This is a genomic window from Schaalia naturae (genome assembly GCF_042665795.1).
GTDB classification, from domain to species: Bacteria; Actinomycetota; Actinomycetes; order Actinomycetales; family Actinomycetaceae; genus Pauljensenia; species Pauljensenia naturae.
Window position 1 is genome coordinate 1,702,947 of record NZ_JBHTEF010000001.1, and the last position, 20,927, is coordinate 1,723,873.

Here is a 20,927-nt window from a genome sequence, read left to right on the forward strand (position 1 = left end):
GCTCACCACGGTCCGCGCCTCCGCCCCGCCCCTCGCGAGTGGTCGCGTGCGCGTGACCACTCGGCGAAACCGGGAGGGCATGAGGCGGCACAATAGGGGCAGATGCGTCCGCCCCGACCGGGCGGCCCGGTCCCAGGAGGTCCCGTGGAATTCCGTTCGATCTACGACCAGGGCTTCGCGCGCGTCGCCGCCGTGACGATCCCCTCCCATCCGGCCCAGCCCGCGCGCAACGCCGAGGAGATCCTCCTCGCGGCCCATGAGTGCTCCGAGCGGGGCGTGGCCGTGGCCGTCTTCCCCGAGTTGTGCGTGTCCGGGTACGCCATCGACGACCTCCTCCTCCAGGACGTGCTGCTCGACGGCGTCGAGGCGGCTCTCGACCGCATCCGCGAGGCCTCCCGCGATCTCCTGCCCCTCCTCGTCGTCGGCGCGCCGCTGCGGGTGGGCAGCCGCCTCTACAACTGCGCCGTCGCGATCCACCGCGGGCGCGTCGCGGCCGTGGTCCCCAAGCAGCACCTGCCCACCTACCGAGAGTTCTATGAGAAGAGGTACTTCGCGGTCCCCGCTCCCTCCACCGGCACGCGGATCGAGCGGCCCTGGCTGGGGGCGGACGAGGCCGGCCGCCCCTTCTCCGCGCGGTTCGGGGCGACCGTCATCGACGTCGAGGACGTCCCCGGCCTGGCGGTCGGCATCGACATCTGCGAGGACATGTGGGTTCCTGTGCCGCCCTCGTCCCTGGCGGCCCTGGCGGGCGCCACCGTCATCGTCAACCTGTCGGCCTCCCCGATCACGGTGGGGCGCGCCGAGGACCGGCGCCTCCTGGTGCGCTCGGCCTCCGCCCGCACGAACACCGCTTACGTCTACTGCGCGGCCGGGCAGGGCGAGTCCACGACGGACCTGTCGTGGGACGGCCAGACGATGGTCTACGAGATGGGCGACCTGCTCGCCGAGGGCGAGCGCTTCCCCGACGGAGCCCGCCTCACCGTCGCCGACGTCGACCTGGACCGGCTGCGCCAGGAGCGCCTGCGGCAGGGGTCCTTCGACGACAACGCCCAGACCTTCGGAGCGCCCGGATCCTGGCCCCCCGTCCCGCGCCTCGGCATCCGCCTCGATCCCCCGCGCGGGGACATCGGCCTGGAACGCGTCGTCGACCGCTTTCCCTTCGTCCCGGACGATCCCGAACGGCTCTCCCAGGACTGCTACGAGGCCTACAACATCCAGGTGTCGGGACTGGAGAAGCGCCTGAGGGCGATCGGGGCGCCGAAGGCCGTCATCGGCGTGTCAGGCGGACTCGACTCCACCCACGCCCTCATCGTCGCGGCGAAGGCGATGGACCGGCTCGGCCGTCCCCGCAGCGACATCCTGGCCTACACCCTGCCGGGGTTCGCCACCTCGGAACGCACGCGGACGAACGCGACCCTGCTGTGCGAACGTCTCGGCGTCTCCTTCGAGGAGATCGACATCACCCCGGCCGCGCGCCAGATGCTCGCCGATCTCCGCCACCCGTGGGCCGAGGGCGCCGACGACTACGACGTCACCTTCGAGAACGTCCAGGCGGGCCTGCGCACCGATTACCTGTTCCGCCTGGCGAACCACCACAGTGGCATCGTCATCGGCACGGGCGACCTGTCGGAGCTCGCCCTCGGGTGGTGCACCTACGGCGTGGGCGATCAGATGAGCCACTACGCGGTGAACACCGGGGTGCCGAAGACGATGATCCAACATCTCATCCGCTGGGTCGTCGCGTCCGGCCAGTTCAGCGGGGAGGTCGGCGAGGTCCTCCTGTCCATCCTCGACACGGAGATCACCCCCGAGCTGATCCCGACGAAGCCCGGCGAGGCCCCGCAGTCGACCGAGGCCTCCATCGGCCCGTACAACCTCCAGGACTTCACGCTGTACTACCTGCTGCGGCGCGGCTACCGGCCCTCGAAGATCGCGTTCCTCGCGGAGCACGCCTGGGCGGACGCGGAGGCGGGCTCGTGGCCCACGGGCTTCCCCGCGGACAAGCGCGCCGCCTACTCGCTGGAGGAGATCGTGCGGTGGGAGCGCCTGTTCCTGCGCCGCTTCTTCGCCAACCAGTTCAAACGCACCGCGATCCCGAACGGCCCCAAGGTCATGGCCGGGGGCTCCCTCTCCCCGCGGGGGGACTGGCGGATGCCGGCGGACGCGTCCGCCGAGGAGTGGCTCGCCGAGCTCGAGGGGATCCTGGGGAACGGGACCGGTCCGGCCGCGCCCCGGGCCAAGGGGCGATGGTCGTGAGCGCGCTGCCGCTCATCGGCGTCGTCGGTTTCGCCGTCCTGTCCGTCGTCCTCGCCGTCGCCGCGGTGCGGGGCCGGGCGGGGACGCTGCCGAAGGGGTCGGTCCTGGGGCTGCACAACCGCGAGGTCGAGGCTTCCGAGCGGGCGTGGCGGGCCGCCCATCGCGCGGCTTGGCCGATCCTCGCCGCGGCTGCCGCCGTTGCCGCGTTCCATGCCGCGGGCTGCCTCATCGCGGGACTCGGCATGGGCGCCGACGGCGCCTCCTTCTCGCAGGCGCTCGTGTTCTCCGGGTTGATCGTGATCATGGCCCTGTGGTTCGTGGCCTCCGCCGCCGGTGTCAACGCGGTCAAGCGCCTGCCGCCGGAATCATGACGGGCCGGTGGAAACCATGACTCACACGATCGCCGCAACGGCCGATGTGCGTCGCGCCAATGCCTCCCGCGTGTTCGGGCACCTTCTCGACACGGGGCCGGCGTCGCGCACCGAGATCCGCGAAGCCACCGGTCTGGTCTCTGGGACGGTCGGCGCCATTGTCCACGATCTGATCGCGCGCGGCCTGGTCGTCGAGGAGGGCGACACCGTCCCCACGGCGGGGCGTCCCCGCCGCATCCTCGCCGTCGCTTCCGGCCGTGTCCTCGGGGCCCGCGCCCGCATCCATCCAACCGATCTCGAGGTCGATCTGATCGACCTGGCCGGGAGGCGGCTGTGGGGCCGCACCGTCGGGCACCATGCTGCCACCGAGGGCCCGCATGGCCTCGTCGCGGCCCTGTGTCAAGGCCTCCAAGAGGCACAGGACCGGGCAGGCCGGATCGACGGCGCCTGGTTCGCGGGATCCATCGTCATCACGTTGGGCCCCGTGGCGCGCGAATCCACGGTGGTTGTCTCCCTCGACCTGCCCTTGGCTGGCCTCGATCTGCGAACCGCGATCCAGCAGCGCCTGTCCCCTTCCCATGATGTCCGCGTCGTCAACGACGGGCGCCTGGGCGCCTTGGCGGAGTACTGGTCACTGCCCGCCGGGGTCCGCTCGCACACGATGGCCTACATCAACTCCGGGTTCTCCGGCGTCTCGGGCGGGGTGGTCCAGGACGGAGCGGTCCTCGGCGGCGGGCACGGCCTGGCCGGGGAGGTCGGGCACATCGTCGTGGACAAGAACGGGCCTCGCTGCACATGTGGGGCGCGCGGCTGCCTCACCACGTTCCTCCGCACCTCGGTGATGCTCGCGAAGGCGGGAGTGGTTCTCGACGAGGCCGACACCCGCGGTTCACGTCCGCTCGACCGCTTGGCGGGGCTTTTAGAGCAGGTGGATCCGGCGGCCCTGGCGGCGGTCGCCGCGGGAGCCGAGGCCCTGGAGGCCGCCGTGGCGACGCTGTCGAATCTGGCAGACGTCGACCTGGTGGTCCTCGGGGGGCATCTGCCGCGGCTCCGTCCCTGGTTGCACGGCGCGATCGACAATTTGATCGCTCGACGGGCTGCTGTCTCCCCGGTCTTCAACCCCGTCGTGCGCGACGCCCGGTTCGCGGCCGACGCCGAGATGCGCGGAGCGTGGCTCATGATGCGCTCGCGCGTGGTCGCGGATCCTCTGGCTGTTCCGCTTCTCGATTGACGAGGATCGCGCCACCGGCAACCTCGAAACACGTCGGACCCGACTCCCGGCCACGGCACTTCCTCCGTGCCTCCCCGCTCCCGATGACACATCGCCCCCTACTTAAATCATCCATTGACAAAAGCGATCTGCGGCGGATAGCCTGACGACCATCGCTCCATCGCGACGCCGTCATCATCGACGATGATCATCCGAGGCCGCCCAGAGAAGGACGAGGCCATCGGATCGGGAACCCTTTGTGAAAGGCATGCTCATGACCCTCCGTTCCCCCCGCACGGACTCCCCGGTCTTCAAGGCTTCCGTGTTGTCCATCGCGCTCATGCTGTCTGAGACGGGTGCCGTCTCACCCGTCCTGGCCGACCTCGCTCGGCAGTTTCCCGACGAGAGCCAATCGACCATCCAAGGATTCGTGTCCATGCCTGCCATCGCCGCGCTCATCGCCACCCTGGTCGCGGGAGCGCTGGCGAACCGCGTGGGCAAACGACGCCTGGTCCTCGTCGGGATCCTGCTCATCATCATCGGAGGCACCTCCCCCCTGGCGCTAATCCCCACCGGGTCCTACCCGCTGGTCATTGCGTTCCGGCTCCTGGCTGGATTCGGCATGGGCCTGTTGCAGCCCCTGTCCGCGAGTCTGGTCGCGGACTTCTACCAGGGCAGGGAACGCAGCACGATGCTCGGATGGCAGTCGAGCATCGTCGGTGCCGGCAACATCGTGTGGGGTCTCGTCGTCTCCGCGCTCATGCTGATGGGGTGGATGTCGGCGTTCCTGGCTTACCTCCTGCCTCTCATCATCCTCGCTCTCGTCTGGCGCAACGTCCCCGAGCCCCAGGCTCCGACCGACGCTCCGGAGCCCCCTGCGAAGGACTCCTCTCTGACGGCATCCGGACTCCCACGCCTGCCAGTCGGGACGTGGGGCGCCGTCGCCCTGATGTTCCTCATGACGATCTCATTCCAAGCCCTTGGCATCTCGACGCCGTTCCTCGCCTCCGAACGCGCAATCGCCAGCGGCTCTCAGGTCTCGCTGGTCATGACGGTCTTCGGCATCGCCTCGGTGCTCGCCGGTGTCGTGTTCGGCTCGACCTTCCGAGCCCTCCGCCAGTGGACAGGCACGGCGGCCCTGCTGATTCTGGCAGCCGGTCTCGGACTGGGCGTGGTCGCCCAGAACCTGGCCGTCCTGTTCATCATGGCCGTGCTCGTCGGCTTGGGATTCGGCACGTTCATGCCCTTCGCCATCAACGCGATCAACGCCCGCGCGACCGCGGACAACTCGGCGGCCGCGACAGCTCTCGTCTTCTCCGGCGCCGCTTTGGCCGGGTTCTGCGCACCCTATTACTTCGGCCTCGTCGACCGGTTCCTCGCCTCCACCAGCGCCGGCACCCAGTTCGCCACGGCGGCCGTCACGACTTTGGCCACGGCTCTCGCCGCGACCGTCTATTACCAGATCGACGCGCGCTGGGCGATCCGGCAGTCTGCCACCGCCACCGAGGCGGCGGCACCTGGCGCACACTGAACCCACCGAGGCGGCCGCGCACCGCACCACCGATCGCTCCGTCAGAAAGGACATCAATGACCTTCATCGAACCTCGCATCGTCCCGCCGGAGGAGTTCCCGGAGTCGTCAGCCCGAACCGCCGGTATGGCCGTCCTCGAGGCGAATCTCACCCCGATCCACGCCACCGCGCTCCTCGACGTGGTCTACGCGGAGAAGTCCGGACGCCGCCTCCGCCTCCAGGTGATCCTGCCACCAGGCGTTGACGCGACGCCGCCGGATGGGGACGAGACGGGCGCAGGCGGCGCCTATCCGTGCTTGCTCTATGTCCAGGGCTCAGCCTGGCGCGAGCAAGCGCTGGGCCAGAACCTGCCCGCCCTGGCTGATTTCGCGCGGCGCGGATACGTCATTGCCATCGTCGAGTACCGTCCGAGCGATCTCGCGCCTTTCCCCGCGCAGGTCGCCGACGTCAAGACCGCGATCCGGTATGTGCGCGCCCATGCCGCCGAGTTGCACGTGGATCCCGGCAAGATCGGTCTGTGGGGGGACTCCTCGGGCGGGCACACCACCCTGATGACGTACGCGACGCAGGACTCCCAGGACTACTCCGACGAACCGGTCGGCCCCGGCCTCGACGGAGGCCTGGGCCTCCGGTGCTTCATCGACTACTACGGGCCCACCGATATCTCACGGATGAACGAGGAACCCTCCATCCAGGACCATCGCTCTCCCGGCAGCCCCGAGGGAATGCTGATCGGGGGTCACGACGTGCTGGACCATCCGGAGCTGGTCGGGCCCACGGTCGTCGCCTCGCATGTGCCCGACGCCGCCGACCGTCGGCTCCAACCGCTGCTGGTGATCCACGGCTCGAAGGACCGGATCGTTCCCTTCGCGCAATCCGCCCAGTTCTGCGAAAAACTCGCGGCCGCCGGTCAGGACGTCACGTTCTACCAGCTCAGGGGCGCGGATCACGCCGGTCCCCCGTTCTGGCAGCCCGAGGTCCTCGACATCGTCGACGCCTTCGCCATGGAGTCCTTCCGATGAGCGCGGACGCCCTGGGATGGGCCGACCTGGTCTTCGAACCCGTCCGCGAGATGTTCGCCGCGATGCTGGCTGAGGATCCTGATTACTCCGCCCAGCTCAGCGCCTACGTGGGAGGTCGAGAGGCAATCCACCTGTGGGGAGGTCCCCACATGGATGAGGACACGCTCACCGGCGTTTTCTCCTCCACCAAGGGCGTCTCCGCGCTCACCCTGGCCCGTCTTGTGGAAGCGGGGCTCCTCGAACTCAACGCTCCCGTGTCCCGATACTGGCCCGAGTTCGCGGCGCGCGGCAAGGACCGGATCACCGTGAGGCAGCTTCTCTCCCACCAGGCCGGCCTGGTCGGCGTGCCGGGAATGCGGATCCGAACCCGATACGACTCGCGGGAGGTCGCGGCCGCTCTTGCCGCGATGCGCCCGCTATGGCGGCCCGGGTCCTGCTTCGGATACCACGGCACGTCCATCGGCCCGCTGATGGAGGAGCTGTTCCGACGTGTCGCCCATGAGGAGCTCCAGGAGTACTACGCCCGCGACGTGCGTGGGCGCTACGGTGTCGATTTCTTCATCGGGACCGACGAACCCGCCGAGGCTCGCTACCGTCCTGTGCTCCCGCCCCTGGCACAGGATCCGCCTCCGCCCGACTCTGAGGAAGGCGTTTCCCCGCCCGAAAGCGCGAACCCAGGTCGCGACCCGAGCGACGACCTCGCCTCGATCGCCTTCTTCGGGGGAGGTCCCATGGATCCGGAGGGAGAGATCGAGCCCAACCTGGCGCATCTGCGCGCCGCCGGCATCGCCTCGATCGGCGGCGTCGGGAGCGCCTGGGGGCTCGCCCGCGTCTACGCCGCGGCGGTGACCGGGGTGCAGGACGTGGACGGCGGGCGCCCGTTCCTCTCCGCCGCGACCGTCGAGGAGTTCGGCACCCAGCAATGCTGGGGTGTGGACCGTGTACTCGGCGTACCCGGCTGCTTCGGAACGGTCTTCCAGAAACCGCATCCCGGTATGCCCTTCGGCTCGTTCCGCGCGATCGGTCATGACGGGGCCGGCGGCTCGCTCGGGTACGCGGATCCCGAGTATGAACTTGCCTTCGGCTACGTCCAGCGGCGGATGAGCGTGCCCGGAGGCGCCGATCCTCGGGCGCTGCGCCTGTCCGCCGCCGTCAGAGGCGCGCTGCGGGCCTGAGGTCGGGCGTCCGCCCGCCCGACCGCGCCCGGGCCCGGGGCGCCAGCACCCAGGCGGTGGCCAGCGTGAGGAGGCCCGCGATCGGGATCACGGCCATCGCAGCGCGCAGCGATGTGGCCTGGACGACCAGGCCGACCAGCGGCGGCGACAGGAGGAACGACAGGCGCATCAGCCAGGTGACGACCGTCAGCCCCGACCCGGCCGGAAGGCCGGGGATGTCGTCGGCCGCGTTCATGGCCAGCGGCACGATCGAGGCGCAGCCGACGCCCGCCAGCACCATGCCGACCAGGGTGGACGCCACCGAGGGCCAGAGCACGGCGACGCCGGTGGAGACGGTGATCAGCGCGCCGCCGATGAACAGGGTGTTGCGCGGCCCCAGGGCGTCGACCACCCGGTCGGCGCTCAGCCGCCCCGCCGTCTGGGACGCGAGCAGCGTGACGTAGGCCAGGCCCGCCATGCCGCCGACGACGCCCAGCTCATCGCGCATGTAGAGGGTCGACCACGTGGACGCCGCGTCCTCGATCAAGCCGCCCGCCAGTGCCATGACCGTCAGCAGCGCCACGACCAGCGTGGGACTGAGGCGCAGCGTGCCCACCCCGGTCTCCGCCGGTCCCGCGGCGCCGCCCGAACGGACCTCCGCCGCGCCCACGGCGTCAGCGTGCGCGGCCGCGGCGTCCACGCCGCCCTCCGGGCGGCCGTCGTCCGATCCTGGCAGGGTGAACCGGTAGGCGACGGCCCCCACCACGATGAACAGGATCGCGGCGGCCATCAGGTGCCAGCCCAGCGGCAGCCCGGCCTGGGTGGCCGCGACGCCCATCAGCCCGCCGGTGACGGCGCCCAGCGACCACCCGCCGTGGAAGGAGCTGATGATCGAGCGCCCATAGGAGCGCTGGACGCGCAGGCCGTGGGCGTTCTGGCCGACATCGGTCAGGGAGTCGAAGGCCCCGCCCGCGAAGTAGACGACTCCGAACAGGACATAGGCGACGACTGCCGCCATACCCTGCGACCACGGCGAGCCCCCGCCCGCCGTTGCCGCGGCCCCGCCCATCGACGCGCGCCATACGGTGATGGCGCCCACCATCGTCAGCGAGACGCCGATGCCCACCGTTCCCATGGTCGCCGTCCGGGCCGACGTGATCCGCCGGATCAGCCGCGCCGCGAACGGCCCCGAGCAGATCGCGCCCAGGGGGAACAGCGCGATCGTCGCCCCGTACCAGAAGTCCGACAGCGCGAAGGTGTCCTTGATCTCCGGATACCGCGGGATGATGTTGGCGAACAGCGCGCCGTTGGTGAAGAACAGGGCGAACACCGCTCCCCGCGCGCGCCGGACGGCCGGGGAGGGGGTGATGAGAGGGGCGGCCATCGGTCCTCGTGATCGGTGCGGGTGCGGAGGCGCCGGGAGAAATCGACTCCCCGGCCTATTTCCACCAGTCTAGAGCCCGGGCGCCCGCTGTCCATCGGTCCGCCCGCCCGGGGCTTGCGCGCCCCGGGCGCCCCGCGGCCCTCAGTGCCTCCCGGTCATCGACCGAACGTCCAGCGCCGCGTCGAGCTGTTCCAGGGTGAGCTCACCGCGGTCGACGAAGCCGAGGTCCAGCGCGGCCTGTCGCACCGTCACCCCGGTCTTCACGGAGTGCTTCGCGATCTTCGCGGCCGACTCGTAGCCGATCAGGCGGTTGAGCGGCGTGACGATCGAGGGGGAAGACTCGGCGTGCCGCAGGCAGGCCTCCTCGTTGGCGATGATCCCGTCGACGCAGCGCTCCGCCAGCACGCGCGTGACGTGGCCGACGATCGTCAGCGACTGCAGCAGGTTCGCCGCCATCACGGGCAGCATGACCAGCAGGTCGAAGTTGCCCTGGGCGCCCGCGAAGGCGATGGCCGCGTCATTGCCGATCACCTGCGCGGCGACCTGGACCGTGGCCTCTGGCAGCACCGGGTTGACCTTGCCCGGCATGATCGAGGATCCCGGCTGGAGGTCGGGCAGGTGGATCTCGCCGATGCCGGTGCGCGGCCCCGAGGACATCCACCGCAGGTCGTTGGCGATCTTGACGAGCGACACGGCGACGGTGCGCACAGCTCCGGACAGCTCGACGAGCGAGTCCTGGGCGGCCTGGGCCTCGAAGTGGTTGTCAGCCTCGTGCAACGGCAGGCCCGTGTTCTGGGCGATCAGCTCGATGACGCGAGCGGAGAAGCCCTCGGGTGTGTTGATGCCCGTGCCGACGGCCGTCCCCCCAGCGGGAGTTCCGCCAGCCGGGGCAGTGTGGCCTCGACGCGCGCGATGCCCTGGGTGATCTGGGCGGCGTACCCGCTGAACTCCTGGCCGAGCGTGATCGGGGTCGCGTCCATGAGGTGGGTGCGCCCGGACTTCACGACGTCGGCGAACTCCTGCGCCTTGGCGGCCAGCGAGGTCCGCAGCGTGCGCAACCCGGGCAGCAGGACCTCGTCGACCGCCTGGTAGGCCGCGATGTGGATCGAGGACGGGAAGACGTCGTTGGACGACTGCGAGGCGTTGACGTGGTCGTTCGGGTGGATGGCCAGCCCCGAGGCACGCGAGGCGAGGGTCGCGATGACCTCGTTCGCGTTCATGTTCGAGGACGTGCCCGACCCCGTCTGGAAGACGTCGATGGGGAACTGGTCGTCGTGCCGCCCGGCGATGACCTCGTCGGCTGCGGCGACGATCGCGTCGGACGTCGCCTGGTCGATGACGCCGAGCTCCCGGTTCGCCAGCGCCGCCGCGCGTTTGATCTGGCCCAGCGCCGCGATGTGATGGGGGCTGAGCGTCTGCCCCGAGATCGGGAAGTTCTCGACCGCTCGCTGGGTCTGGGCCCGGTAGAGCGCGTCGGCCGGGACGCGGACCTCTCCCATGGTGTCGTGCTCGATGCGGTACTCCGTCATGTCGACTCTCCTTCGTGTGCGGACGTGCCCGGGTTCCATTGTCCGCCCCCAATCGATTTGCGTCATGGGACCTTCGCGCATTTGCGTTCACGAGGGCGCCCCCTGCTCGGCGAACCGTCGCTTCCGCCGAGGCCCGGAGCCTGGCCGGCAAGCCACCGGCAGATCTCAAAATACAGTCTGATCTGCGACGACAGCAGGGCCGCCCTCGTCAACGCGTCCCCACCCGGGACCGCCGTCCCCGGGGCCGTCCGGCCCCCTCCCCTAGCGTGGGCCCGTCGCGCACGCGCGCGGCAGGACCTGCGCACGAGGCGAGGCCGCGCATCAGGCAAGACGCGCACAAGGCAAAAGGAGTGACCGTGACCGAGTTCTTCTACGAGGACATGCTGCCGCTGGGCGAGGACCCCACGCAGTACCGTCTGCTCACCGCCGAGGGGGTGGAGACGGTGGAGGGCCCGGACGGGGCCGCTTACCTCAAGGTCTCCCCCGAGGCGCTCGAACTGCTGTCGCGCACCGCCTACCACGACATCGCCTTCTACCTGCGCACCTCCCATCTTGAGCAGGTCCGCCGTATCGTCGACGACCCGGAGGCCTCCCCCAACGACCGTTTCGTCGCCCTGGACCTGCTGAGGAACGCGAACGTGGCCGCCGCGGGCGTCCTGCCGATGTGCCAAGACACGGGAACCGCCATCATCAAGGGCGAGCGCGGTCAGCGCGTGCTCACCCCCGGCACCGACGAGAGACCCCTGGCCCGGGGCGTGTTCGACGCGTACACGCAGCTCAACCTCCGTTACTCGCAGAACGCGCCGCTGAGCATGTACGAGGAGGTCAACACCGGTTGCAACCTGCCCGCCCAGATCGAGCTGTACGCGGACACCGCGCCGGGGCACGAGACCGAGTACCATTTCCTCTTCATGGCCAAGGGCGGCGGTTCCGCGAACAAGTCCTACCTCTACCAGATGACGAAGGCTATCCTGGACCCCACCCACATGATGCGGTTCCTCGAGGAGAAGATCCGCTCACTGGGAACCGCGGCCTGCCCGCCGTATCACCTGGCCATCGTCATCGGCGGGACCTCTGCCGAGTACACCCTCAAGACCGCGAAGTACGCCTCTGCCCACTACCTGGACGAACTGCCCACCCACGGCGACCCGACGGCACACGGATTCCGCGACCTCGACATGGAGGAGCAAGTCCTCGGCCTCACCCGGCAGATGGGCATCGGCGCCCAGTTCGGCGGCAAGTACTTCTGCCACGACGTCCGGGTCGTGCGTCTGCCGCGCCACGGGGCGTCGCTGCCCGTCGCCATCGCGGTGTCCTGCTCGGCGGACCGCCAGGCGAAGGCGAAGATCACGCCCGAGGGCGTCTTCCTCGAGCAGCTCGACAGAGATCCGGGCCGCTTCCTGCCCGACACCACCGACGCCCAGATCGGCCACGGCGAGGGTGACGAGGCCGTCGAGATCGATCTCGACCGCCCGATGGAGGAGGTCCTCGGGGATCTGTCGAAGCACCCGGTGGGCACGCGGTTGTCCCTCAACGGCACGATGGTGGTCGCCCGCGACATCGCGCACGCGCGGATCCGCGAGCTCATCGCCTCCGGCGCAGAGATGCCGCAGTACCTCCGGGATCACCCCGTGTACTATGCCGGACCGGCCAAGACGCCGGAGGGAATGCCCTCCGGTTCCTTCGGACCGACGACGGCGGGCCGCATGGACTCCTACGTCGACGAGTTCCAGGCACTGGGCGGGTCGATGGTGATGGTCGCCAAGGGCAACCGTTCGAAGGCCGTCACCGAGGCCTGTCAGCGCCACGGCGGCTTCTACCTGGGCTCCATTGGCGGGCCCGCCGCCGAGCTCGCCGCGAACTGCATCACGGACGTCACGCTGCTGGAGTACCCGGAGCTGGGCATGGAGGCCGTGTGGCAGATCTCGGTCCGCGACTTCCCGGCCTTCATCGTCGTCGACGACAAGGGCAACGACTTCTTCGCCCACACGGGCGAGGTCACGCTCACCCTGGGGAAGCGCCCCGGTCTGTGACGCTGCCCCGGCCGGGCCCTGCTCTCGCCGCGCCTCAGGGGCGCGCGGGCGCGGGTCCGGCCGAGTCCCTCACGACGAGGCGGGTCGGGATCGACACGGTCGACGGCTCCCTGCCCTCGACCATGTCCACGGCGACCCGCAGGGCGTCGCACCCCAGTTCGTCCCAGTCCTGGGAGACCGTGGTGAGCGGGGTCGGGAAGGCGACCGCCTCGTCGATGTCATCGAAGCCCACGACGGACACGTCCTCGGGGATCCGCAGCCCGGCCTCGAGCATGGCCCGGAAGGCGCCGAGCGCCATCTGGTCGTTCGCGACGAACAGCGCGCTGGGGCGCTCGCCCCGCGCGAGGAGTTCGCGCATCGCCCGGTACCCCGAGTCCGGGGACCAGTCGCCGCTCGCGGTCTCCGGGACCGGGCGGTTCTCGCGTTCGAGCACGCTTTTCCACACGTCCCGCCGGGTGCGGGCGGAGAAGGACTCCGCCGGTCCCGCGATGTGGTGGACGGTGCGGTGCCCAAGGCCCAGCAGGTGCGTGACCGCCGCCTCCGCCCCGACGGCGTTGTCGAAGTCCACCGACGCCGCTCCGGGGACCAGGGGCGGCCCCAGGACGACGGTGGGGACCCCGGTCGGGAGCTGCAACGCCGTGTCGCCGGTGAAGTGCGAGGAGATGATGGCGATGACGGCGTCGACGGCCATCTCCCCCAGCCGGGTGAACGCCCCGTCGGTGGCCCGGCGGGTGGACGCCTCCAGGGGAAGCAGCGTCGTGGCATATCCCTCGACGGCCGCGGCCTCGGAGATCGCCTCGAGGGTGCGGTGGGTGCCCACGGGATGGAGGCTGTGGAACACGACGCCGATGGTCCTGAACGCCCCCCGTTTCATCGCGCGCGCCGCCGAGTTCGGGCGGTAGCCGAGTTCGCGCATGGCCTGGAGCACGCGCCGCCGCTTCTCCTCCACGACGTAGGGCTCCCCGTTGGACACCCGGGACACCGTCTGCGGGGACACGCCCGCCAACTTCGCGACATCCGCCATCGAGGGGCGTCTGCGGCGTCCTCTCACCGTCACGTCCGTCTCTCCTCCTGTGATGACCCGCGCCTGACGGTCGTCTGTGACCGGGAGGGGTGCCCGCCGGGAACACGTTCCCGGCGGGCACCCCTCACCTGCTTCCCCGATCCGGGGAGTTCACCTCACTTCACCGTCACAGAGTAGCCCTGCTCGTTGCCGTAGTCCTCGATCGCCTGCGCCCACTGGGCGAGGGCGTCCGTCAGCTTCGTGCCGGACCCGTTGTAGGCCTGGCCCACGGTGTCGCCGAACTTCGAGTTCGCGGCCACCTCGTAGGGCAGGTAGGTCCACCCCGTGTTGACGGCCGAGGCGCCCTCGGCGAGGACAGAGTTGTACGTCTGGCCGCCGAAGTAGTCGAGGAGCTCCTGATTGGCGAAGTCGCCCGTGGACTCCTGGAAGTCCGTGTCATCCAGGGTGGACTGCAACGACGGGAAGTTCCCGCCCTTCACGCGCAGCGTGGCCCCGTCGCCGTTGCTCACGAATTCCAGGAACTTGTAGGCCGCGGCCTTGTTCCCGGAGGCGTCCATGATGGCGAGCGAGCTGCCGCCGTTCTCCGCGTTGACCGCGGAGCCGTCGATGCTCGGCATCGGGGCGACCCGGAAGTCGCCGCTGGCCTCCGAGGAGTTGGCCAGCAGGTTGGCGGGCATCCAGGCTCCAGTCGGCAGCGAGGCCAGCGTGCCGTCGCCCAGGCCCTTGAACCACTCGTCGGACCACCCCACGATGCTCGTGGAGATCAGATCCTCGTCGATGAGCTTCTGCCAGATGTCGACGAACTTCTGGAAGTTGGGATCCGTGAAGTCCACCGTGATGTTCTGCCCGTCGACCTGGAAGGCGCTGGGCGAGAGCTGCCACATGATGGAGGTGAGGAAGCCCGCGTCGTTCCCGGAATCGCTCGTGATGTAGTAGTTGTCACCGAGGGCGTGGATCTTCTTGGCGTCCTCGTAGAACGCGTCCCACGTGGTCGGAGGCTCGCTGATGCCGGCCTTCTCGAAGGTCGCCTGGTTGTAGAACAGCGCCATGGGGCCGGAGTCGACGGGCAGGCCGAAGATGCCGGAGACGCCCTTCGCCGTCGTCTGGTTGATGGAGTTCCAGGTGCCCGGCGTGTACTGGCCCTCCAGGTCGCCCGCGCCGAACTCGGTGAGGTCGGCCAGGGAGGACCCGGTGGCGTACTGCGGCAGTGCGTAGTACTCGATCTGGGCGGCGTCCGGCAGGCCGGAACCGGCCTGCAGCGCGTTGGACAGCGCCGTGTAGGTGTCCGCGGCGCCCCCGACGTTCGTCACGGTGACGTGGATGTTCGGGTACTTCTCCTCGAACGCCTTGACGACGTCGGAGTCCTGCTGGATGGTGGGCTCCCATGCCCACACGGTGATGTCGTAGTCGGTGTTCTCGTCGTAGGCGGGCGAGGTCGCCTCGCCGGCTGAGCCGGCGGACTCGCCCGATGCCGCGCCGCCTCCGTTGGAGCAGGCGGCCAGCGCCACGACGGCGCTCAGGGCGACGACGCCCGACAGCGCGCGTTTGCCGATTGATCGCATTTCTTCCTCTATCTCTTGTTGGGTGTTGGGAACGGGTCGGAAAGCTGTTGTGCGGGGAGTCCCCCTGCGCGCCGGTCCGCTCAGGCCTTGACGCTGCCCGCGGAGAGCCCTGCCTGCCAGTACCTCTGGAGGAACAGGAACGTCGCGATCAGCGGGACGATCGTGATGAGGGACCCCATGACCACCAGGTTCTGCACGGGTTCGGCGCCCGGGATGTAGGCCTGCTGGTTCCACTGGTTGAGCCCGATCGTCAGCGGGTACCACGACGAGTCCTTGAGCATGATCAACGGGATGAAGTAGTTGTTCCACGTCGTCGTCGCCGTGAACAGGGAGACGGTGACGATGCCGGGGGCGAGCAGGGGCAGGCTGATCCGGAAGAACGTCCGGAACTCCCCGGATCCGTCCATCCGCGCGGCCTCCAGCAGTTCCTTGGGCACGGACTCTTGGGAGAACGTGTACATGAGGTAGAAGGCGAAGGGAGCGACCAGAGACGGGATGATCACCGAGAACGGGTTGTTGGTCAGCCCGATCTTCGCGAACATGAGGAACTGGGGCACGGCAAGCACGGCGGAGGGGACGGCCATGGCCCCCATGACGACGAGGAAGACGGCCTTCCTCCCCGGGAACCGGTACATCGCCAGTCCGTAGCCGCCCAGGACCGCGAGGAACACGGCTCCGCCCCCGCCGACGACGACGTAGAGGACGGTGTTGAGCAGCCAGCGGGCGAAGGCGCCGTTCGAGTAGGTGAAGACCTGGACCAGGTTGTCCCAGAAGGCGAACGACGAGCCCGGGGCGAATCCGAATGTCGAGATGAAGTCCTTCTGCGTCTTCGTCGTGTTGATGAGCAGCCACGCCAGCGGGAAGAACGCGTAGACGACCGTGATGCCCAGGACCAGGGTGTACAGCCAGCTCTTGGGCGGCTGGGCGGGATTCCAGCCTCTGCGCTTCCGCGGGGCGCCGGCCTCCCGGCCGGGGCTCCGGCGCGCGTGTCGACGCGGCTCAGCGGCAACAGTCATGTCAGGTCCTCTCAGTCGTCCACGCGCATGCCGCGCAGCTGGACCGTGTAGGCGATCACGACCGTGATCACGCCCATGACGATGGCGAGCGCCGCCGCGTACCCCTGCTGGCCCGAGCTGAAAGAGAGGTTGTACGCGTAGAGGTTGGGAGTGAAGGAGTTCGTGATGACCGACGGCGCCATGCGCTGCATGATGCTGGGCTCGTTGAACAGTTGGAAGGTGCCGATGATCGAGAAGATCACGGTGATCGCGATCGAGCCGGACATGTGGGGGATCTTGATCGACTTGACGATCTGCCACTCATTGGCGCCGTCAAGCACGGCGGCCTCGTAGACGCTCGTGTCGATCGTGCGCAGGGAGGAGTAGAAGATCAGCATGTTGTACCCGATGTAGGTCCACGTGATGACGTTGCCGATCGACACCAGGATCCAGTCCGGGGAGAAGGGATTCAGATGCCAGCCGAAGGCGTCGTTGATCTGGCTGACGAGTCCGTAGTTCGTCCCATAGAGGAAGCCCCACATCAGGGCCGCGACCACCGTCGGGATGAGGTAGGGCAGGTACACGGAGATGCGGAAGAAGTCGCTGCCGTGGAGGCGGCCCGAGTCGATCGCCAGGGCCACGAGCATCGCGATGCCGAGCATGATCGGGACCTGGACGACCAGGATCAGGGCGACGCGCCCCAGGCCCGCCCAGAACAGCTCGTCGTGGAAGAGCTTGACGTAGTTGTCCGCGCCGATGAACTTGTTCGTGCCGAAGAACGCCTGGTACTGGAACATGCTCTCGACCAGCGAGTAGATCAACGGCACGATGAGCACCAAGACGAAGACGACGACGAACGGGCCGACGAACATCCAGCCGCGCCAGTCGCGCCTGCGTCTGTTCATCGGGACGGCGGGTGCGGTCCGCCCTGCGTTCCCCGCCGCGATGGAAGGTGCCGACACTCCAGAGACCTCCTCGTTGATGGACCATGATGTATCGTCCGGTTACGTAACCATAACACCCCGACCGGGGCGCCGATGATCACCGTTTCATCACGATGCGGGCCCGCCCGCGGCCCCGCGTCCCTGCCATCCGACCGACACTCCGCCCCCACCTGGGACGACCCGAGGAGCGATTCACCGTGACCACCTTCCAGATCATCGGCGACGACTTCGTCCTGGACGGACGTCCGCATCGCATCCTGGCAGGGACCCTGCACTACTTCCGCGTCCCGCGGGCCTACTGGGCCGATCGCATCCACAAGGCCCGCCTGATGGGCCTCAACGCCATCGAGACCTACGTGCCGTGGAACCTGCATCAACCGGCGCCTGGGACGTGGGTCGCCGAGGGACGCCTCGACCTGGGCGGTTTCCTCGACGCCGTCGCCGAGGAGGGGATGCAGGCGATTGTTCGGCCCGGCCCCTACATCTGCGCCGAGTTCGACGGCGGCGGGCTGCCCGCCTGGCTCTTCTCGGATGCGGATCCCACAGACCCCGACGTCGCCTCAGCCGGCACGGCGACGCCTGTGCGGTCCCTGGATCCACGGTTCATCGAGCCTGCCGGCGACTACCTCCGCCGCGTCTACGACATCATCGTCCCCCGCCAGGTCGACCGCGGGGGGCCGGTGATCCTCGTCCAGATCGAGAACGAATACGGGGCCTACGGCCGCGACCATGGCTACCTGCGCGCCCTCGCCGAGCTCACCCGGGCGGCGGGCGTCACCGTCCCCCTCACCACCGTCGACCAGCCGAGCGGGCGCATGCTCGAGGATGGGACGCTCCCCGATCTGCTGACGACGGGCTCCTTCGGCTCCCGGGCCACGGAGCGCATGGCCGCCGTGCGCCGCGCCCAGCCCACGGGCCCGCTGATGTGCTCGGAGTTCTGGGACGGCTGGTTCGACCAGTGGGGCGACCATCACCACACCACACCGGCCGTGGACTCCGCTCGGAGCCTCGCCGAGCTGCTGGGCCTGGGCGCCTCCGTCACGCTCTACATGTTCCATGGCGGCACCAACCTGGGGCTGACGAACGGGGCGAACGACAAGGGACTCTACCGTCCCATCACGACGAGCTACGACTACGACGCTCCCCTCGACGAGTCCGGCCACCCCACCGAGAAGTACTGGGCGTTCCGCGAAGTGCTGGGCCGTTTCACAGACCTCCCCGACGAGGTCCCCTGCCCGCGCCCGCCGGCGCCCACGCCCTCCGGGGCCTTCTCCGCCGTCATCTCCCTCTCGGAGGTCCTCGGACGGCTCGGCTCGTGGCGCAGCTCCCGCGTCCTCCCCACGATGGACGCCCTCGGCCAGTACCGGGGATTCCTCGCCTGCCGCGCGACCCTGCCCGCCCCCATCGCCGAGGGCGCCCCTGCCCTGCTGACCGTGAGCGAGGTCCGCGACCGCGCGATCGTCGAGTCGCAGGGGCGGCGGCTGGGCGTCCTCGAACGCATGGACCACGACACGTCCGTGGCCCTGCCCGCGGGCACCCGCGTCCTCGAGATCCTGGTGGAGGACATGGGACGCGTCGACTACGGGCCGCGTATCGGGGAGCACAAGGGGCTCGTCGGCCCGGTCCTCGTCGGAGGCCGTGAGGTGACCGGCTGGGAGGTGCTGGCCCTGGACCTCTCAGATCTGTCCCCCGTGAGGGAGGCGCTGGAGCGGGAGGCTCTGCCAGACGGGACTCCGCTCCCGCGCGCCGGACAGGCCGGGCCGCCGGATGTCGGCCGCGCATCGTTCCTGGGAGCCACCGTGCGTCTCGCCCGCGCGGAGGATCTGTTCCTGGACACCCGTAGATGGGGCCACGGGCTGGTGTGGATGAACGGGCATCTGCTCGGACGCTACAACCGGCGCGGACCGAGCCGCACGATGTATGTTCCGGCGCCCTACCTGCGGGCGGGGGACAACGAGCTCCTGGTCCTGGAGACCGACCCGGTGCCGGCGATGACCTGGTCGTTCCTGGAGTCGCCGGATCTGGGGCCCGTCGACTGGTGACCGCGCGCATCCGGGTATTCCGCGAGCACCATCCTCAGAGCGCGAAAGGCCCCTCCTGAGCGACCTCCCGAGGGGAGAGCCGATGTCAGCCGCCCGGGTCCAGCCGGCGAGCCACCACGGTTCCGCCGTCATCGGCAATCTCGCCGCGGTCCCGAAGACGCGCTCGTATCGGAAGGACCCGCTGCCCTCTCTCGCTTCCTCACCCGAGCCGGTCAAGTTCGCGGTGGCAGTGCCGACACAGCAGGACCCCGTTGCCGGCGTGCGTCCGCACCCCGCGCCCACACCGAGACGCGATGCACCTCGCACCAGGTGGCCGGCACCTCGCGTCCCGGAATGCGGCACCCGCCAGCGCGCGCACCGCGTCGCGCACGGTTTCCGCCCGACCCCTCCGGGAAGACCGGCGTCGCGAGTTCGTCCATGCCACGCGCCATGGAACAAGCGCGCGAACGCCTATAGGCATCCAGGTCACGCCGGCTCACCGCTCGACATTCACCCGACACATCCATGACGTAATCTTCGACATAGTTTCTCGTCGGCAGCGCTGGCCCCGTTCTGGATGTCCTCAACCTCGAGGTTTCCAACGCAGACCTCACGGTCCGCTTGAGGGCGTCGATCACATCCAGCAACCCGCGGACTCGTACGGGTCCACCACGTGGGACCCCAAGACCGAGGGCATGTCTCTCGGGAAGCCGGGACCTCCCCTGGCAGATTGAGACGACGGAGCTGACAGGCAGCGCAAGCACCACGACACCGCAGGTGCGATGGCGAGTCCACACAGTCCCTCGCATTCGTGCGAGCACCGGAGACGGCTGCCGAATCGCCAGGAGTCGAGGGCGATGTCGGCGTTGAACGCATCCTCATGCTGGAGACGAGTTCCCCGGTCTCACGAGGGCCCGGGAGCTGAGCCTTCGACGGTCCCGGCGACGGGAGCGCGGCCGGTGTGCGAGCGGTCATACCCCCGGGCGGCAGAGGCAGGCCGCGGATGATCGGTCGAACGGGATAGATTGGGGGAGGCCCGGCACAAGGCGCCGGAACTCCCCCAAAACGATGCGAGGGAAAGGCTTCCCCCGAGAGGACTAGTCATGGCTAAACCGCTCGACCGCAACTCCTCGATCCCGCTTTACGTCCAGATCGAACAGGTGATCCGTCAGAAGATCGGCGATGGCGAGTGGCGTCCCGGGGATCGGATTCCCTCCGAGACGGCGCTCAACGAGATGTTCGGGGTCTCGCGGATGACAGTGCGCGGAGTCCTCAACAGTCTCGTCGACGACGGCGTCCTTTACCGCGTCCCCGGCAAAGGGACGTTCGTCACCGAGGAGAAGATCGCGACTCGTTCTCCCGCCTACCAGGGCATACGTGAACAACTGGAGGAACAGGGGTTCGCCACCGTCACAGAACTGGTCGGCCTGCGCACCATGATCCCGACGGAGTCGGTACGCCGGCGCCTCGGCGTGGACCGGAGCGTCCCCGTCTACGAGATCCTCAGACGCCGCCTCGTCAACGGCGTGCCGGTCAGCCTCCATCGGAGCTTTGTCCCGGTGCGACTGGCCCCTGGTCTCGATCGTGACGACGTGGTCGGCGAGCAGCTGTGCGTGATCCTCGACAAGCAGTACGGACTACGCGCCGCGCGCACCTCGGAACAGTTGGAGGCCGTCGCGGCCACCTCTGAGGAAGCGGAGCTGCTTGAGGTCGCCGAACGCGACCCGATCCTCATGCTTGAGGACATCATCACTGACCAGAAGGGGACCGTCTTCGAGTACTCGAAGATCTGCTTCCGCGGCGACCGTATGAAGCTGCACTTCGAGTACCAGTCCTGAAAAGGTCTGGCGGGATGGGAACCGATGGCTCGACTCTCACCCCGCCAGACTCG

14 protein-coding genes and 1 pseudogene are annotated in these 20,927 nt (G+C 69.1%); 9 read left to right on the top strand and 6 right to left on the bottom strand.

Annotated elements, in window-relative coordinates:
- Positions 1 to 144 precede the first annotated feature (144 nt).
- The 6 genes from ACFQWG_RS07555 to ACFQWG_RS07580 all read left to right on the top strand — a co-directional run bounded on the left by ACFQWG_RS07555 (position 145) and on the right by ACFQWG_RS07580 (position 7,565).
- A complete protein-coding gene (locus ACFQWG_RS07555; protein WP_380973880.1) occupies positions 145 to 2,256 on the top strand; it encodes an NAD(+) synthase in 2,112 nt (703 codons plus the stop codon).
- A complete protein-coding gene (locus tag ACFQWG_RS07560; RefSeq protein ID WP_380973883.1) occupies positions 2,253 to 2,627 on the top strand; it encodes a hypothetical protein in 375 nt (124 codons plus the stop codon). Before ACFQWG_RS07555 ends, ACFQWG_RS07560 begins: the two co-directional genes overlap by 4 nt.
- A gap of 16 nt (positions 2,628 to 2,643) precedes the next feature.
- Positions 2,644 to 3,858 carry an ROK family protein gene (locus ACFQWG_RS07565; RefSeq protein ID WP_380973886.1) on the top strand — a complete coding sequence of 405 codons (1,215 nt, stop codon included), beginning with the start codon at positions 2,644 to 2,646 and terminating at the stop codon, positions 3,856 to 3,858.
- A gap of 253 nt (positions 3,859 to 4,111) precedes the next feature.
- Positions 4,112 to 5,368: an MFS transporter gene (locus ACFQWG_RS07570; RefSeq protein ID WP_380973889.1), complete on the top strand. Its 1,257-nt coding sequence runs from the start codon at positions 4,112 to 4,114 to the stop codon at positions 5,366 to 5,368.
- 56 nt (positions 5,369 to 5,424) lie between these two features.
- Positions 5,425 to 6,390: an alpha/beta hydrolase fold domain-containing protein gene (locus ACFQWG_RS07575; protein WP_380973892.1), complete on the top strand. Its 966-nt coding sequence runs from the start codon at positions 5,425 to 5,427 to the stop codon at positions 6,388 to 6,390.
- Positions 6,387 to 7,565, top strand: a complete 1,179-nt coding sequence (locus tag ACFQWG_RS07580; protein WP_380973895.1) for a serine hydrolase domain-containing protein — start codon at positions 6,387 to 6,389, stop codon at positions 7,563 to 7,565. Before ACFQWG_RS07575 ends, ACFQWG_RS07580 begins: the two co-directional genes overlap by 4 nt.
- On the opposite strand, the gene ACFQWG_RS07585 is transcribed toward ACFQWG_RS07580, so the two are convergent.
- Both ACFQWG_RS07585 and ACFQWG_RS07590 read right to left on the bottom strand, forming a co-directional pair.
- Positions 7,543 to 8,928 carry an MFS transporter gene (locus tag ACFQWG_RS07585; RefSeq protein WP_380973897.1) on the bottom strand — a complete coding sequence of 462 codons (1,386 nt, stop codon included), beginning with the start codon at positions 8,926 to 8,928 and terminating at the stop codon, positions 7,543 to 7,545. The genes ACFQWG_RS07580 and ACFQWG_RS07585 overlap by 23 nt on opposite strands.
- 141 nt (positions 8,929 to 9,069) lie before the next feature.
- A pseudogene (locus tag ACFQWG_RS07590) lies at positions 9,070 to 10,457 on the bottom strand (class II fumarate hydratase).
- Positions 10,458 to 10,813: 356 nt separating this feature from the next.
- Here ACFQWG_RS07590 and ACFQWG_RS07595 point away from each other — a divergent pair.
- Positions 10,814 to 12,490, top strand: a complete 1,677-nt coding sequence (locus ACFQWG_RS07595) for a fumarate hydratase (protein WP_380973900.1) — start codon at positions 10,814 to 10,816, stop codon at positions 12,488 to 12,490.
- 34 nt (positions 12,491 to 12,524) lie between these two features.
- Here the strand turns inward: ACFQWG_RS07595 and ACFQWG_RS07600 are convergent, their stop codons facing one another.
- The 4 genes from ACFQWG_RS07600 to ACFQWG_RS07615 form a co-directional block, all read right to left on the bottom strand.
- Complete coding sequence (locus tag ACFQWG_RS07600; RefSeq protein ID WP_380973903.1) at positions 12,525 to 13,547, bottom strand: LacI family DNA-binding transcriptional regulator; 1,023 nt, start codon at positions 13,545 to 13,547, stop codon at positions 12,525 to 12,527.
- Positions 13,548 to 13,669: 122 nt separating this feature from the next.
- Entirely contained in the window at positions 13,670 to 15,076 is a 1,407-nt protein-coding gene (locus ACFQWG_RS07605; protein WP_380973906.1) for an ABC transporter substrate-binding protein, read from the bottom strand.
- An 80-nt stretch (positions 15,077 to 15,156) separates the two neighbouring features.
- Positions 15,157 to 16,092 carry a carbohydrate ABC transporter permease gene (locus ACFQWG_RS07610; protein WP_380973909.1) on the bottom strand — a complete coding sequence of 312 codons (936 nt, stop codon included), beginning with the start codon at positions 16,090 to 16,092 and terminating at the stop codon, positions 15,157 to 15,159.
- A gap of 11 nt (positions 16,093 to 16,103) precedes the next feature.
- Complete coding sequence (locus ACFQWG_RS07615; protein WP_380973912.1) at positions 16,104 to 17,033, bottom strand: carbohydrate ABC transporter permease; 930 nt, start codon at positions 17,031 to 17,033, stop codon at positions 16,104 to 16,106.
- A 179-nt stretch (positions 17,034 to 17,212) separates the two neighbouring features.
- Between ACFQWG_RS07615 and ACFQWG_RS07620 the strand changes: the two genes are divergently transcribed.
- Both ACFQWG_RS07620 and ACFQWG_RS07625 read left to right on the top strand, forming a co-directional pair.
- On the top strand, positions 17,213 to 19,057 hold the full coding sequence (locus ACFQWG_RS07620) for a glycoside hydrolase family 35 protein (RefSeq protein WP_380973915.1): 1,845 nt from the start codon (positions 17,213 to 17,215) through the stop codon (positions 19,055 to 19,057).
- Positions 19,058 to 20,139: 1,082 nt separating this feature from the next.
- Positions 20,140 to 20,874 (top strand): GntR family transcriptional regulator, encoded by a 735-nt coding sequence (locus ACFQWG_RS07625; RefSeq protein WP_380973917.1) that lies wholly within the window; start codon positions 20,140 to 20,142, stop codon positions 20,872 to 20,874.
- Positions 20,875 to 20,927: the final 53 nt, after the last annotated feature.